Source organism: Sphingomonas oligophenolica (assembly GCF_006438955.1).
Taxonomy (GTDB): Bacteria; Pseudomonadota; Alphaproteobacteria; order Sphingomonadales; family Sphingomonadaceae; genus Sphingomonas; species Sphingomonas oligophenolica_A.
This window is the reverse complement of record NZ_RCZK01000003.1, coordinates 23,459-39,554: the sequence shown is the minus strand read 5'-3', so window position 1 is coordinate 39,554 and position 16,096 is coordinate 23,459. Positions and strand designations below refer to the sequence as shown.

General features: G+C 64.2%; 13 protein-coding genes. 7 read left to right on the top strand and 6 right to left on the bottom strand.

Features of this window, described 5'->3' with window-relative positions:
* Positions 1-427: 427 nt before the first annotated feature.
* Positions 428-817, bottom strand: a complete 390-nt coding sequence (locus EAH84_RS16595) for a bifunctional DNA primase/polymerase (protein ID WP_161978334.1) — start codon at positions 815-817, stop codon at positions 428-430.
* A 443-nt stretch (positions 818-1,260) separates the two neighbouring features.
* Here EAH84_RS16595 and EAH84_RS04895 point away from each other — a divergent pair, with 443 nt between their 5' ends.
* Complete coding sequence (locus EAH84_RS04895) at positions 1,261-1,680, top strand: hypothetical protein (protein ID WP_140868616.1); 420 nt, start codon at positions 1,261-1,263, stop codon at positions 1,678-1,680.
* 355 nt (positions 1,681-2,035) lie between these two features.
* Here the strand turns inward: EAH84_RS04895 and EAH84_RS04890 are convergent, their stop codons facing one another.
* Positions 2,036-2,776: a hypothetical protein gene (locus EAH84_RS04890; RefSeq protein ID WP_140868613.1), complete on the bottom strand. Its 741-nt coding sequence runs from the start codon at positions 2,774-2,776 to the stop codon at positions 2,036-2,038.
* A 2-nt stretch (positions 2,777-2,778) separates the two neighbouring features.
* Positions 2,779-3,255, bottom strand: a complete 477-nt coding sequence (locus EAH84_RS04885; protein WP_140868610.1) for a hypothetical protein — start codon at positions 3,253-3,255, stop codon at positions 2,779-2,781.
* A 143-nt stretch (positions 3,256-3,398) separates the two neighbouring features.
* Here EAH84_RS04885 and EAH84_RS04880 point away from each other — a divergent pair, with 143 nt between their 5' ends.
* The 4 genes from EAH84_RS04880 to EAH84_RS04865 all read left to right on the top strand — a co-directional run bounded on the left by EAH84_RS04880 (position 3,399) and on the right by EAH84_RS04865 (position 8,433).
* Positions 3,399-4,073, top strand: a complete 675-nt coding sequence (locus EAH84_RS04880; RefSeq protein WP_140868608.1) for a hypothetical protein — start codon at positions 3,399-3,401, stop codon at positions 4,071-4,073.
* 27 nt (positions 4,074-4,100) lie between these two features.
* Positions 4,101-5,087 carry a hypothetical protein gene (locus EAH84_RS04875; RefSeq protein ID WP_140868605.1) on the top strand — a complete coding sequence of 329 codons (987 nt, stop codon included), beginning with the start codon at positions 4,101-4,103 and terminating at the stop codon, positions 5,085-5,087.
* Between the two features lie 330 nt (positions 5,088-5,417).
* On the top strand, positions 5,418-6,956 hold the full coding sequence (locus tag EAH84_RS04870) for a hypothetical protein (RefSeq protein WP_140868602.1): 1,539 nt from the start codon (positions 5,418-5,420) through the stop codon (positions 6,954-6,956).
* A 112-nt stretch (positions 6,957-7,068) separates the two neighbouring features.
* A complete protein-coding gene (locus EAH84_RS04865; RefSeq protein WP_140868600.1) occupies positions 7,069-8,433 on the top strand; it encodes a hypothetical protein in 1,365 nt (454 codons plus the stop codon).
* Positions 8,434-9,079: 646 nt separating this feature from the next.
* Here the strand turns inward: EAH84_RS04865 and EAH84_RS04860 are convergent.
* On the bottom strand, positions 9,080-10,312 hold the full coding sequence (locus EAH84_RS04860; protein ID WP_140868597.1) for a polyhydroxyalkanoate depolymerase: 1,233 nt from the start codon (positions 10,310-10,312) through the stop codon (positions 9,080-9,082).
* 144 nt (positions 10,313-10,456) lie between these two features.
* Between EAH84_RS04860 and EAH84_RS04855 the strand changes: the two genes are divergently transcribed.
* Both EAH84_RS04855 and EAH84_RS04850 read left to right on the top strand, forming a co-directional pair.
* Positions 10,457-12,235, top strand: a complete 1,779-nt coding sequence (locus tag EAH84_RS04855; protein ID WP_140868594.1) for an ABC transporter transmembrane domain-containing protein — start codon at positions 10,457-10,459, stop codon at positions 12,233-12,235.
* A gap of 29 nt (positions 12,236-12,264) precedes the next feature.
* On the top strand, positions 12,265-13,434 hold the full coding sequence (locus EAH84_RS04850) for a saccharopine dehydrogenase family protein (protein WP_140868591.1): 1,170 nt from the start codon (positions 12,265-12,267) through the stop codon (positions 13,432-13,434).
* 10 nt (positions 13,435-13,444) lie between these two features.
* Here EAH84_RS04850 and EAH84_RS04845 read toward each other — a convergent pair whose 3' ends face one another.
* A complete protein-coding gene (locus tag EAH84_RS04845; protein ID WP_140868588.1) occupies positions 13,445-13,744 on the bottom strand; it encodes a hypothetical protein in 300 nt (99 codons plus the stop codon).
* Positions 13,745-13,806: 62 nt separating this feature from the next.
* Entirely contained in the window at positions 13,807-16,014 is a 2,208-nt protein-coding gene (locus tag EAH84_RS04840) for a ribonuclease R family protein (protein ID WP_140868585.1), read from the bottom strand.
* Positions 16,015-16,096 lie beyond the last annotated feature (82 nt).

The window sequence follows — 16,096 nt, the reverse complement described above, 5'->3', positions numbered from 1 at the left end:
GAAAAGCTCGCCGAGATCCGGACCAGGATAACCGAGTGCTCGATCGAAATCCTCGCACGATCGCTCCGCGCAGGTGGCGTGCATGCATTTATAATGGCCATGGTAGAAGCCGCCTGTTTCAGCAGGAAAATACGCGGTCTCTGTGTGGCCGCTATCCGAACTATGTCCGTCCTTGAATGGGCACTCCAGGTAGAGCTGACCTCGGCGACCGGTGTCCAGCATCAGTTGACCGTCGATCAGCCACTGGGCGCGATGATCCTGTTCGATCGCCGCGTTGATCTCACGGTTGAGATTCGGATCATCACTTCCAGCTTTTGGGGCGCTGGTGTGGGGCGATGCAAAGCCGCACCGCTTACCTACCTCGTCCAATAGATCTTCGAGTTCATCAGCCCTTAAGCGCCGAAGGCGCTTGGGGAAATCAGGCAAGCTACCACGCTCGAATTTCTCGCCAAGCGTATCGGGCGCCCGACGGGTGAGCGCCGGCTGCAACGAACTGTTGCCCATCTCCAAGGATTTCGACGCAGCCTGCACCGTCGATGTTAGATCGGAGCACGCTTTTCCCAAGGCTGTCAGCGATCCTAAAAAGGATGAGCCGCCTTGGGCTGTTTTTCCGGTATCGGACACAGAGTCCGCGAAACCCCTTTTTGTAGGCAGTGTTCTCGAAAAGGTTCGCAAGATCTTCGTCCTCTACATCAACGTCAAACGCTGCGAGCCCTTGGCCCAGTCTTACGGAAATCCCGTAATCGGGCTCAGTACTGGCGGTTCGTAGCTCGCGATCGGTAAGGCTTCGTCGCGGCCAATCAGGAATGCCGATCACCTCTCGATCTCGATTGTATCGGCTGGGAACCTTCCCCAGCGTTCGGAGCGATGATTTCGGACTGATGCGAGCGGTAGGATTTGACACCACGGTTTGAAGGCGGTCGCGATAACGCTTCGAGAAATGCTCCCACTCGGCTACCGACGCGCCATAACGCTCCCCCTCCGCTCTGCTACGCGACACCTGAAATCTCCTGCAACAACCGTCGGATGTCTTCGACCCGCCAAGCGGTAATCCGAGGCCCGAGTTTAACCGGCGGTGGGAAGCGACCCGACTTCACGCCGTTCCACCATGTGGTAGCACCTACCGGGATGAGCCCCTGTTGACCCGACCTGCGATCGCCGATGATGGTCGCGAGACGGACATACCCCGTCTCTGGTAAGGACTTGTTCGCGTTCATTTGAATGTCTCCGTTCATCACGACGGAGGGATAGGTCTAGCCAATGTCCCGATACGACCGGACTTTGCGGGACACCCTATTTGTCTGTCCGGTCAAACTTTCCCGCAATCCGATCGAGGCGTTTGGCGGCCGCTCGAACATTCAACGTCGGTGGAATAAGCTTCGCTCTTATAAAATCCCGAGCGATCGCAGTTCGGCTCATCGGAGCTGGCTCGTCCTGATCATCAACAACAGGCGCATCCCAATTCCGAAACGTTCGAGACGCGACAAGCTCACGATACAGGTCTTCGTCGCGGCTCGACCGGCCAACCATCCCGAGCGCTTGAAGAGCGAGCTGCGCGCGCGCCTTGCTCTCCGGATTATCGTCAATAAGCATCCGGGCAATTTTTCTGGCTACGTGCCGGATCCACCGATGGTCATTTACGAATGCAGTTCCGCCCTGCGCGATATCGCTCCAGATTAGTTCCGCGGCATCTCGGTCGTTGGCAATAGCGCGTGCTAGCAGAGCGTCGACGCTACCATCAAAGTCCCGATCCTTATACATCAATAACAGGCTCCAAAACACAAAAATATTACCATAAAATCTAGCGCGATGAGGTTAATATTCGCCTTCTATTAAGCTTTATCGCGCACGAATTGTGGACTTTTGTTGGCTTGAATAGCGGACGAAACGTCCGCAGCTGGGCCGATTGCGGACCGGCTGCTTTCAGGCGACTTAAGACGAGAATCGACTGTTCGTTGCACTGCCTTGCATGCCGCGAAGACCGATCTTGGTCATTCATGCCGCCATTCTCCTCTCCCGAAGGCAGTTGCTCAAATCAGGCCAAAAGGTCGTCGATCCAAACGACAACGGCGTCGATGGCAGCCGTGTTGCCGCCTGGCGTGACATCGGCGTGCGCACCCGCGCCGTGGTGTTCGAGATACTGGCGCGAGCTGTCGAAAAGTTGCGTCGTCGTCATGACCGCCAATCTCATTTTCGACGTGCGATCCATTCGGTGGCCGCTGCCGCCGCCTGATGTGTGAAATGTCCAGCCCTGGATCGGCCAGCTTGGATCGAGGTCCATGGCGACCCCGAGTAACGCTCGGGGAATGCTATGGTCGAGCTTGTACTGGTCGCTGTGCGCCTTGAGCTCGAGGCCGACACGGACGTGACCGTCGAACGGCCCTCCTCCCTTCTGCCTCAGTTCCCATCCCTGCGCCGCCGGCAGGACCGACAAGTCGATTTCGTGCGTGGCACCGCTGAGTCCGAGATGGTTCAAGCCGAGATGGAGTTCGACAAAATTTGCATCTCTCACGAACAAGAAGTGGCAAGCGCCGGACCCGCTCGGATCGACGCCCGGCATGTTCGCGGGAGCCCCATTCACGCGGAGGTTTGTCTCCATCTGGTTGTTCTGATTCAGCGGATAGACTTTGACGCCGCGTCGCTTCAGCCGCGCCGCGATCTCGAGCATGATCCAGACCTCATAGGCCTTGCCCTTGGAGGCGCCGATGCTGGGCGCCACAATACCAAGCGCCGTCGCGGCGGCCTGCAGCTTCCCGAGAAGATTCACGATCGGCACGATCAGGCCTCCGTGCCGCGGATCGCACTGCCGAGATTCTCGACCGCATCCCTCCATGCCTCGAGTGTCTCCTCGATCGCACGCCGGCGCTCGCCGGACAGCAAGTCTTCCGGAGCGCGTCTCTCGCGCCCATCGGCGTCTGCTGGATCTAACACGACCACTGACATGGCAGCGCCCGTCCGGAACTCGGCGATGGCATTGCCGAGTTCCGCGATCAGCTCACCGTTGCGATCCATCAATTCGAGTTCGAGCTTTAGCTCTCGCGCGACCACAAAATCCAGCAGCCCGAGCTGGCGAAGCGCGCGATCCTCGGGCACCTCTTCTTCGACGGGCGCGAACGGGTCGTGATCCTCGTCGATCCTTCGCGGCTGCGTGTCCAGCGCCTCGATCCGGGCCAAGGCGCGTACGACCAGGGGCGCGAGCGGCGAACCCAGTGCCGTCCCGATGATTGCGTTCAGTCGCGGGTCGATCTCGGCCATATCCCATCTCAATCACGCCACGGCGCAACACAAGTCTATTTGATGCCGGATGGTAGCAATGGCGCGGACGCCACCCGCATGGACACTATCCAAGGCGTGACCTAGGCTGGGTCCGTAGCTGAGACTTTGAGAGGATCTATCGGGTGGCCGACACCGCACTGGAAAGGCTGATTGCGGCGGTTGGAGCCCACTACGATGCCCCCAATCCAACGCCGCTGTTGTTGTCGAGCTTCGGGCAAAGAAACAAGCCGCTGCTTGCCGACCTGAAGGCGGAGTTCGGATCGCTAATGGCGGCGGTGCGCGCGGCGGGCGAGGACAATATCCGGGTCGTCGATGCGACCAGCGGACGCGAAGCAGTGGCGCCGGCCTCGATCGCCACGACGCTGCAGCAGCAGATCCAGACCGACACCGCTAGTCAACGACGCGACGCCAACCTGTTCGACTGCCTGCCAGCTGCGGTGAAGCTCGCCTTCTGCGTGCGGACCGAAGCCGGCGAACAGGTCGCGATCGACACCGTCCGCCCCTTCCGGTTCACCAAGGTCACGACCCCCGAGCTGATCCGTCCGACCCAGCGGATCATCGGCGAAGAGTATCGGCGGCCGGGACTGACGCTGCGTACAGCCTCGGTCACCGAGCGCGAGGCCCTTTGGCGCAATTTGATCAGCTGGGCGGAAGCCACGGGCATCGAACCCAACACCTTCCAGCAAGGCGAGGCGACAACAGCGCTCGCCCGCCTGATCGCGGCCCAGCCCGCCGATATCATTCCCCGCCTGATCATCCCCGCAGACATCGCCCAGATCCTGCTCAAGCATTCCTGACCGATGGCGGGTAACTGGAAGCAAGGCGTGGCCGAGGCATCGCGGCCCGAGAAGCGAGGGCCGCCAGGTCCCTCGCCGCTGCTGGTGATAGCCGGCCTGCCCAAGGTCACCGCCGAGCCCGCCGCGGCGACGATCAACAACGATCGCGACACGCGCTGGCGTGCGGTCGCTGCTGCCTTCCCCAATCAGGATGCCGGATTCTACGGCGATTCGAAGGCGATCGTCGAGCTTGGCCGGCTCGCCTGCGAATTCGCGATGGCGGGAAAGCGGGATGACGAAGGGATTCCGACGCCGAGCAGGATCGCGGTCGCCTATGTCGATGTGGCCGGGTTCGAGCGGCTTTGGGATGTCTTCGGGCACGCGGTGCTGCCGATGCCGCTCAGCCATCCCGATTGGGATTGGCCCAAGGGCCGTCACTGGCGGCACGATATCGAGATCGTGAACCTCCTGGTCAGGCGCGCGATCGCGCAAGCCGAGGCTGATTCCGCGGAAGCGCTTCGTCTGCGGCTCGAGGCGCACCGGTCGGACGATGCCTTGCTGTTGCCGGGCCGCAACTTCCATCTCGATGCGGAGCACCGCCTCGTCGAGCGGTTCCGCGGCTTCATGAACGGCCATCTGGAGGTTGCCGCCATCGAGGCGGGCGTTCGCGTCGAACGGTTCGCCTACGAGCGGCTGAGCAACTTCTACAATCGGATGGGCGGGACCCGGAAAAAGTTCGCAATCGACGCCCGTGACATCGTCTTCGCCAAGGCCAATCACGGGCAGGATGGCGGCGTTCACGAGATCCCGGCCGATGCCCCCATCGACGCGGCGTTGCTGCAGCGCGCGCTCGAGTCCCGCTACCGGTTCGGTACGCCGCTCGTGCCCGACGGCTTCCAGCACGACGCCCAGCGCGAAAAGAACGTACCGTTCAACGGCGAGCTGTTCGATTGCGTGACCAAGGAGCGGGTCCCGTTCAGCGGGGACCATGTCAATGTGTTCCCCAGCGACGTTGTGACGGGAACCCAGGGCTAGAAAAAGTAAGGGGCGGACATTGCTGCCCGCCCGATACACGCATGCGTTACCTTCATTTTCCACCGATCAGTTGGCGTGCCAACTGCACGGTCCCCAAAGTCCCCCGGCTCGATGGCAAGGGCTACCCGGTTTCCATGGGCTCGAATGGCCCTCGACAACATGGCCCTAGGGAAGAACCCTCGGGCCAGTGGGCTTCCACCGCGAACGGCTCAGGCCCGAATTAGAGTAACACCAATTCCGTCGCCCTGATTGGGGCACTGAGATCAATTAGTCCGTAGCGTAAGCTTCTGCAAGTTCGCGTACCGATGGATCGCGCCCTATATGAGACCGATGGCACGAAAGGTCGGAAAATTGGGGGAAAGGATTTTTGCGGCGCTCGTCTCGGTCTATGAGCCGGGTGCGACGTGCAACGCGAGCGAAGAAGACGAACATGGCTGGGACCATGTCGTCGAATTCGACCACCGGCCGCTGCGCGGACTGCCCGCCGACCTCGCTACGGCGCTCCCGGCCTGCTTCGTCCAGACCAAAACGCGGCTGCGCTACGGCAATCTCAAGGCTACGATGAAGCTGAGCAATGCGCTAGCCTTCACTCGGTACAACAATCCCTGCTTCGTCGTGATCGTGAGCGCTCCAGCCGGCGAGCCCGTACAATTCCACGCGGTCCATTGGTGGGATGTGCTGATGACGCGGACGCTCAGGCGGGTCCGCGAGCTGCACCGCGACGGCGTCAGCGAGGAGGAGCTCCACAAATATGAAATCAGCTTCACGATGCGCGAGGCCGACGCGCACGATGGCGCTGCCCTGATCGGCTGGATGAAAGCCACTGTGCGTCAATTCGGCCGGGACTATACCGTCACCAAGGCACTGCTCCGGGAAAGCCTTGGCTTCGACGCGAAGGAGATAACGGGGTCGATTACCTTCGCCCCCAATGCCTCGATCGAAGAGCTCGTCGATCACCAACTCGGCCTCACGCCATCGATCGAGATGCGGAAATTCGCGATCAACCACCGCCGATTCGATGTCGAGCTTCCATTTCCGATTCCCGACGGCCCGCCGATCTTTGCCCGCATGCACGCCAACCCTGCCGCGATCTGCGACGTGCGTGTGCGCGGGCCCGATGGCGACAGTTTTACACTCGAGGGCGAGCTGCTCGTCCCGGTCATCCCCGGCCTGGCCGAGGATCAGATGAAGTACCGTGTCCGCACCGCGATCTTCGACCTGATCTGGACGGGAAGCGCCGCCAAATTCCAGTCGCAGTTCGACACCGCCACGCTACGCCCGCCCACCGAGCTCGAGAAGCTGGCCAAGTTCATAGGCTGGGGCGGCATGGGCGAGATCGACGTCATGGTCACCGTTGGCGATGACCGGCTGTTCGGCGGAATGGGCAGCATGGATGCGTTTCGGGATGCACCGGGATGGCGCCGCCTGGCCGGTCCGCTCGGGACGCTCGCGCGGATCGCGGAAGGCGCGAAGACGGTCGTGCCGCTGATCTCGATCGACCAAGTACTCAAGGTCGAGTGGCTCGACAATCTTCACAGCGTGGTCGCCTCCACCGAAACGACGCTCAACGCTAACGTCGCCCGCGACGCCGACTTTCCGACGTTTGATCATGCGATTTCCTTCGCGCTCCTGTCGGTTGGCGACTGGGCATTCGGGACGTTGATCCGGCTGCTGCTACGGTCGATCAAGCGTGGCGACACCAGCCTGCGCGTGACTTTCGGCCAGGCGACGCTGCTGGAGACCTATGTCTTTCCGACCAGCGACCTCACGATGTTCGAGCGTCTGACGGCTGACTATACCCGCCATGCAACCCGTCCCGGCGCCTTTGCGATCGACAATATGCTGCTGCATCTGGCGGGCGAGGCATAACGCGGCGCTCTGCGGCCGGGCGTCTTCTCCGCGGTTGCCGGTGGTGCACTTCGTTTTCCTTGCGCTTTGTCGGGGCCAAGCTCATTTCCGGCGGCGAAGCGAGTTCCAACCGATGCAATACCCGATCACGATTACGCCGAACGAAATCCTTTCGATCCTAGAGCGCCTGCACCCGGACAGCCTCTTGCTGGTGCGCGACGAGACGGGACTCGACCAGGAAACGCAGAAAGCGCTGTGGCGGAAAGTCGCCTTCTCCTACGATCCGCCACGCCGGCTCGCGACGGTCGAATATCTGCTGCTGATCATGCACCAGGCCTGCGAGCAGGAGCGCGCAGCCTATCTGACGAAGGTCTTCTTCCCCTGGATCGGCATCAAGCGGCGGCTGCACGACCAGGTGATGCGCATCATCGACGACATTGCGCGAACCAACGAGATCGAAGCGTATTCGGCGGAAGATGCCGCGCACATCGCAACCAAGGTGTACCGGCCACTGGTGTCGGATGTGTTCGACCCTTACATGACGCTGCTCATCGCGACCTACGCCTTCACCGAGGGCACGTTCGTCGATATCGAGACCAGCAATCTCGGCGCCCAGGAGCGCAGCAAGGCCGAGGTCGTGGAATCGCGGATCCGGCAATCGGGCGGACCGGCGAATTTGCTCGAAGGCTATGACCCGATCGTCCGCAATGCGCTGTCTCATGCCGGCAGCGACGGCGTGCTTTACGAGCCCGGTTCGATCCTGTTCCGCAATATCAAGCGCGGACCGACACCGATCGTGGAATCACGGCGGTGGAGTCACGATGACCTGCACAGCCACGTCATCGCCCTGATCGAGCTGGTGATGTCGATCGATGCCGCCATCGAGATCTTCGGGATCGACAGCGTCGACCTGGCGAGCGAGCGCGAAGTCACGGATCGGTTCGTCTATCATGTGCTCAATCGCGAGCAGCGGCTGGCGCTGGGCGCGTCGCTCGGCGGCAAGCTGAAGCAACTCCAGACGATCGAGACTATCCCTCAGGCGGAGCGTCTCGACCTGCTGGGCAAGATCTTGTTCCTGCAATGCGCCGAGCGCGACATCCCCTGCACCAGTGTCGCATTCAACACCGAGCACAAGACGTGCTTCGTGACCGTGCCTGTCGAGGCGAAGCCGGTCTCCGACGAGGAAATTCGGGATACGGTCATGCCGCTCATCCGTTATCTGGTCCTCGCGCGCGCCGTGTTCGGCGAGTTGTTCGATCGCTTCGTGGTTGACGCGGAAGTCGCCGGCTCCAGTGTGATGAAGGTGGCGCTCCCGGCCGGCCCCCTGGACGAATATGCGGCGGAGCAGGCCGGGCTGGTGGATCTCCTTGGCGACGCCAAGATCTGGTTGGATGGGGTCCCGCTTACACTTGTCATTGACTTTGCCGCCCTCGCCAGCGCCGAGGACAGGACGCTTGGCTCTCGCAACCCGCGTCGCGGCCGACCGATTTCGAACTGAATACCTATGAAGGGAGCGCCAAATAGTCGATTGGCGGCTTTCGGGATCGCGAACAGAACAGGCGCATAACCCATTTTGAGGCGCAGAGCCGGACCGGCCGGTCTAACTTATGGATTGGGGGCCTAAATGGGGGCCTGAAATCATCAGATTTCATAATGACTGTATCTATCAGATATATAGCTACCAGTATCGAGTCCTCTTCTGGCACCATTTGTTCTCCCCGGATTCGTCCGGGGACGTCCAGCAAGCGGCTGGTTTCAAAGCACAATTTCATCGCGATCGCTGGCAACCGTCCGGGTTGATCCAGCTGGTTTCGGCAAAAGAGACCCAAAACGGCCTCGAACTGTTGCAAAAATCGTCCCGTCCATAACGACCGCTGAGCGACCCCACGTCGCGACCCCGACGCGATCACCGTCGTCGACAGGGGCGCCATGAGAGGGCGGAATACCCGGGCGCGGAGAGCGCACGCGATTGGCGACCGGATCGACAACAGGTCGCTCAAGCCAGGCGAAAGGCGATTCAGTTTGATGGTTTCGCCACATCGGTACGCATGATCGCGCGCATCGGACTGTCGCCATGGTACAGCAAAAATGCCATCGCGCGACCAGCTACGCTGGGTGACCTACGGGGCGTCACGCCTCACGAATTACCCGTGCGCGGCGATCCAGTCCTCGACGACGGGCGCGATCTGGTCGCGCCATTTCGATCCGTTGAAGATGCCGTAATGGCCCGCGCCCATGGCGACGAGATACTTCTTTTTGTCCGCGCCGAGCTTGGTCGCGATGTCGAGCGCCGCCTTGGTCTGGCCGAGCCCCGAAATATCGTCGCGCTCACCCTCGATCGCGAGGATCGCGACATCGGTGATCGCCGCCGGATCGACCCGCCGACCGAGGTGCGTCATCGTGCCCTTCGGCAGCGCATGATCCTGGAACACGACATCGATCGTCTGGAGATAGAATTCGGCGGTCATGTCGCAGACCGAGCGATATTCCTCGTAGAAATCCTTGGTCGCGTCCGCGCTCTCGTCGTCGCCCTCGACCAGATGCTTGAACATCTCCCAGTGGCTCTGCATGTGGTTCCCCAGGTTCATCGACAAGAACCCGGCGAGCTGCAGGAACCCCGGATACACCTTCCGCCCCACGCCGGGATAACCGATCGGCACCGTCGCGATGACATTCTGTTCGAACCAGCTGAACGGGCGTTCGGTCGCCAGCATGTTGACTGCGGTCGGCGCTTTCCGCGTATCGACCGGGCCGCCCATCATCGTCAGCGTCTTCGGCAGCGCAGGGTTCTTGTCGCCGCTCATCAGCGCGACCGCGGCGTAGCACGGCACCGACGGCTGGCAGACCGCGAGCATGTGGCTCCCGCCCGCGCCTTTGTTGGGGCCGATCGCTTCCATGAATTCGATCAGGTAATCGACATAATCGTCGAGGTCGAATGTCCCTTCGCTCAGCGGGACGAGCTTCGCATCGCGCCAGTCGGTGACGTAGACGTCCGCCGAGGGCAGCATCCGTTCGACCGTGCCACGCAGCAGCGTCGCATAATGGCCCGACATCGGCGCGACGATCAGCAGCTTGGGCCCACCCTCGACGCCCTCGCGGCGAAACCGCTTGAGCTGCCCGAACGGCTTCTGCAGCACGATCTCTTCGGTCACCACGACCTCGCGCCCGTCGACCGTCGTGCGGTCGAGGCCGAAGGCGGGTTTGCCACGGGGCGCTGCGGCATGCGCGAACACGTCGAGCGCCGATCCGATCAGCGCGCTGCCGCCCATATAGGAAATCGGGTTTACCGGGTTGGTGAAGAAATCCGCGCCGAAACCGGCCATGGCGCTGGCCCCCGCCAGCATCGAGCGCTGCATTTCATACGCGTTATAGAGCATTGGGTATCCCATGTCCCCGACATGGGGTCCGCCGTGCTACTCCAAAAGCGCGCTATCGCAAAGCATTGATGGTGCAATGCAGCATCCCGCCCGAGACAGCTTCGCCGTTGAGGGTGATTGCCGCGACTGATAGACACCCGCGCGATGACCGACCCCACACCAGCGAAACCCAGTTCCCGCCGCAGCCTGGGCGATCTCACCCTGGTCTGGGAACGGGTGCTGGCATACCCCCGCCATCTGGTAATCGCGCTGCTGGCGCTGATGACCACATCGGCGGCGACGATCGCGATCCCCGCCGGGTTCAAGCGCGTGATCGACCGCGGTTTCGCCGCGGGCTCCCGCGCCGACGTCAATGCGTCGTTCCACTATTTGCTGATGATCGTCGTGGTGCTCGCGATCGCGACCGCAATCCGCTTCTACTTCGTGTCGTGGCTGGGCGAGCGCGTCGTCGCCGACATCCGCCTCAAGGTTCAGCGCCACCTGCTCAGCCTCACCCCGCGGTTCTTCGAGGAAAACCGCCCGTCGGAGATCGCCTCGCGGCTGACCTCCGACACGACGCTGATCGAGACCGTCGTCGGCACGACCGTGTCGGTGGCGTTGCGCAATTGCTTCACCGGGATCGGCGGGCTGATCTATCTGTTCACGCTATCGCCCAAACTCGCCGGGCTGTTGCTGGTCGGGATCCCGCTGATCATCCTGCCGATCGCGGTGCTGGGCCGCCGTATTCGCAACCTGTCGCGCGCGTCGCAGGATCGAATCGCCGATGTCGGCAGCCTCGTCACCGAAACGCTCGGCGCGATGAAGATCGTCCAGGCGTTCAACCAGGAGGATCGCGAGGCGGGGCGCTTCGCCAGCGCGGTCGAGGCGACCTTCGCCGCGGCCAAGCGCCGGATCACGGTGCGCGCGATCCTGACCGCGATCATGATCGCGCTGATCTTCGGGTCGATCACGCTGGTGATGTGGGAGGGCGCGAGCGACGTCGCCGCGGGGCGGATCACCGGGGGCGCGATGTTCGCCTTCGTCTTCACCGGCGGGATCGTCGCGGGGGCGTTCGGCGCGCTGACCGAAGTGTATGGCGATCTGCTCCGCGGCGCGGGCGCGGCGGGTCGGTTATCCGAACTGCTCCGCGAGCGCCCCGAGATCACGCGCCCGGCGACGCCGGTGCCGCTGCCCGTACCGGTCCGCGGCGCGCTCGCGTTCGATCATGTCCGGTTCCATTACCCGACCCGGCCCGACGTCGCCGCGCTCCGCGATTTCTCATTGCACGTCGCACCGGGGGAGACCGTCGCGGTGGTCGGGCCGTCGGGCGCGGGCAAGACGACGTTGTTCCAGCTCGCCGAGCGGTTCTACGATCCCGCCGCGGGCCGGGTGACGCTCGACGGCGTCGACCTGCGCGAGGCCGATCCCGCCGCGATCCGCGCACAGATCGCGATGGTGCCGCAGGAGACGGTGATCTTCGGCGCCAGCGCGCGCGATAATCTGCGCTACGGCGACTGGACCGCGACCGACGACGCGCTGTGGGCCGCAGCAGAAGCCGCGAACGCCGCCGATTTCCTCACCCGCCTGCCCGAGGGGCTCGACACCTTTCTGGGCGAGGGCGGCGCGCGGCTGTCGGGGGGCCAGCGCCAGCGGGTCGCGATCGCGCGCGCGTTGCTGCGCGATTCGCCGATCCTGCTGCTCGACGAGGCGACCAGTGCGCTCGACGCCGAGAGCGAACGCCTCGTCCAGGAGGCGCTCGAACGGTTGATGGAAACGCGCACCACGCTGGTCATCGCGCACCGCCTCGCCACCGTGCGCGCCGCGGGGCGGATCGTGGTGATGGACGAGGGCCGGATCGTCGAAGAGGGTAGCCACGCGATGCTGATCGCGCGCAGCGGGCTTTACGCGCACCTCGCCAGCCTGCAATTCAGCGAAGCCGCCTGACCGCGACGCCCTCGAAAGGAGACTCGAGCATGCCCCAGGACCAGACCCGCGATTTCGACGTCATCGTCTATGGCGCGACCGGCTTCACCGGGCGGCTCGTCGCCGAATATCTGGTCGGCAAGCGCACGCCCCGCTGGGCGATGGCGGGGCGCAGCCTCACCAAGCTGGAGGAGGTGCGCGACCTGATCGGCGCACCCGCCGATACCCCGCTGGTGGTCGCTGATGCCGACGACCCCGCGACGCTCGCCACGATGTGCGCGCGCACGCGGGTCGTCCTCACCACCGTCGGTCCGTACCAGCTCTACGGCACCGCGCTCGTCGCCGCCTGCGCCGCGAGCGGCACCGGCTATGTCGACCTGTGCGGCGAGCCCGCGTGGATGCGCCACATGATCGACGCGCATCACGACGAGGCCAAGCGGACGGGCGCGCGGATCGTGTTTTCGTGCGGGTTCGATTCGATCCCGTTCGATCTTGGCGTGCTGACGCTACAGGAATGCGCGCTGGCGAAGTTCGGGCGTCCCGCGCCGCGCGTAAAAGGCCGGGTCCGCCAGATGCAGGGCGGGTTCTCAGGGGGCACCGCCGCGAGCCTGAAGGCGACGCTCGCCGCCGCGGCGCGCGATCCCAGCCTGGTGAAGCTGCTGACGAGTTCGTTCGCGCTCACCCCGGGGTTCAAGGGGGCGCACCAGCCGACCGGGCTGATCCCCGAATATGATTCGACGATCGGTGCCTGGGTCGCGCCGTTCGTGATGGCGCCGATCAACACCAAGAACGTCCACCGCACCAACTTTCTGCTCGGCAATCGCTATGGCGACGACTTCGTCTATGACGAGATGATGGTCGCGCCTGGATTGGGCGAGATCGGCAAGGCCGCGGCGGACGCGATCGCCAAGTATAATCCGTTCGGCAGCGAAGGCGGCCCCAAGCCCGGCGAAGGCCCCAGCAAGGCGGACCGCGACGCCGGCCATTACGACATCCTGTTCGCGGGGCTGATGCCCGACGGCACGCGGATCGACGCGGTCGTCACCGGCGATCGCGATCCCGGCTATGGCTCGACCAGCAAGATGATCGCCGAAAGCGCGCTGTGCCTGGTCGAGGATGTCGCGGGCGACGGCGGCATTTGGACGCCGGGCGCGCTGATGGGGCCGGAACTGCGCACCCGGCTCAAGGCCCACGCCGGGCTGACGTTTACGGCGGGGTGACCGGCCGCGGTTAGCCCGCGAGCAGTGCGATCGTCGCGCCGATCAGCGCCGCGGCACCCACCGCCAAGCCCGCGCGGCGCCGTCGGCTGCGCTGCCATTCGTCGTAGCGCGGCACGTCGAGCCAGTAACGATCCATCCCCGTCGCGTGAATCACCCCGGCATCGCGCATCCGCTCGAACTGGCGACGCTTCACTCGGCGGTTCGGCTCGAACGCCACCGCGTTGGCCGCGGATACCGCGTTGTTGGCCATGAAGTGCGACACGACCTCGCGTCGCGCCCTGGCCATGATCGCTGCCGCCGCCGTCGCCATCTCCCGTTCCTCCGCCTGGTTTCAGCTCATGCTGGCATGCGGCACCGATCGCGGCAAGATGGTCATCGCCGCTTGCCCTGATGCCGGATGTTCGCGGGCCGCCCGCGCCGTTTCACGACCCGGTTCGTCCGCGTGCCGCCAGCCGGGGCCGCGCCCTTGCCCTCGGGCATTTCGAAGCGCAGCGCGCCCGACACCGGGTTCGCTTCGGCGAGCTTGAGCTGGAGCACCTGCCCCATCGCGAAGGTCTCGCCATTGTGCTCGCCGGTCAGCGTCCGCGCCGCCTCGTCGAACTTGTAGTAATCGCCGCCGATGTCGCGGACCGGCATCAATCCGTCGCCGCCGATCCCCTCGATCGTCGCGAAGAAACCGAAATTGGTGACCCCGGTGATCCGCGCATCGAGCACCTCGCCGACGCGTTCGGACAGATAGGCGGCGACATAGCGGTCGACGGTGTCGCGTTCGGCCTCCATCGCGCGGCGTTCGAGCGCGCTGATCCCGGTGCCGATCGCCTCCATCGCCGCGGCCTCGCCGGCGGTGAGCCCGCCCGGCCCCAGCTTGTACGCCGACACCAGCGAGCGGTGGACGATCAGGTCGGCATAGCGCCGGATCGGCGAGGTGAAATGACCGTAGCTCCCCAGCGCCAGCCCGAAATGGCCGTGGTTGGCTGGGGCGTAATAGGCCTGGGTCTGGGTACGGAGGATCTGTTCCATGATCTGCGGGCGGAAATCGGCGTCCCCGACGCGATCGAGGATGTGATTGAAGGTCGCGGGGCGAATCACCTGGCCGAGCGCGAAAGGCACGTCGAAGGTTTCGAGATAGTCCTTCATCGCGACCAGCTTTTCGCGGCTTGGCGGTTCGTGGACGCGGTACATCACCGGCGCCTTCTTCGCTTCGAGCGCCTTGGCCGCGGCGACGTTGGCAGCGATCATGTAATCCTCGATCAGCCGCATCGAATCGAGCCGTTCGCGCGGCGCGACCGACATGATCCGGCCCTTCTCGTCGAGCACGACGCGGCGTTCGGGCAGGTCGAGGTCGAGCGGCGCGCGGGCATCGCGTGCCTTCGCGAGTGCGCGCCAGCAGGCCCAGAGGGGTTTGAGCGCGTCGATCATCACCCCCTGCCCTGCGTCGAAGGTCGCCTGCGCATCTTCGTACGCAATGTTCGCGGCGATGCGGACGACCGCGCGGGTGAAGCGCCACGCGGTGAGCGCGCCGCCCTTGTCGATGGTGAGGTGACACGCGAGCGCGGCGCGATCCTCGCCCTGTTTCAGCGAACACACGTTCGCCGACAGGATTTCGGGGAGCATCGGCACGACGCGATCGGGGAAATAGACCGAATTGCCGCGCCGCCGCGCGTCCTTGTCGAGCGGAGAGCCGGGGCGGACGTAGAAGCTGACATCCGCGATCGCGACGATCGCCTGCCAGCCGCCGGGGTTGGCGGGATCGTCGTCGGGCGCCGCCCACACCGCATCGTCGTGATCGCGCGCGTCGGCGGGGTCGATCGCGACGATCGGGAGATGGGTGAGATCCTCACGATCGTCGCCGAGCGGCTGGCGCGCAACGCGTTCGGCTTCCTCGATCGTCTCGGGCGCAAAGACATCGGGGATGCCGAGTTTGTGGATCGCGATCAGCGAGAAGCTGCGCGGCGCGAACGGATCGCCGAGTTTCTCGACGACGCGCGCGGTGATCCGCGGCGGGCGGCCCGCGCGTTCGGCGAGGACGAGGTCGCCGGCTTCGGCACCGCCCGCGTCGCTGACCGCGAATTCGCGGCGTTCCTTCTTGTCGACTCCGGTCAGCCAGAACCGCCCACCCTCCTCGCGCAGCACGCCGAGCAGCTGGTCGGCGGCCTTTTCGAGCAATTTCATCGGGTGCGCGATCCAGCCGTTCCCCGCTTCCTCGGTGCGCGCGAGGACACGTTCGCCGACGCCGAGCGCGCCGCGCTTGCGTTCGCGGATGCGTAGCCGCGGCGCGGGGGTTTCCGCTTCCCAGCGATCGGGCACCGCCCACACATTGCCGCCATCGTCGACATCGACCACGCGCAGCACCGTGACCTTGGGCAGCCCGCCCATCTTGTGGAACGCGCGGCCGGGCGCGCTGTCGATCAGCCCCTCGTCGGCCATGTCCTTGAGCAACGATTTCAGCCCGATCTTCTCCTGCGCGGAAAGGCCGAACGCCTTGGCGATCTCGCGCTTGCCCGCGGGGGTCGCGGACTGCGCGATGAAGCCGAGGATCTGCTCGTGGGTCGGCAAGCCGGGTGTTGGTTTCTTTGGCACGGTGGACAGTTAGGCGCTCCGTCCCGCTTCGTCACCCCAGCGAAGGCTGGGGTCTCAAGCCGCTGGAAGATGCCAGCCTTCG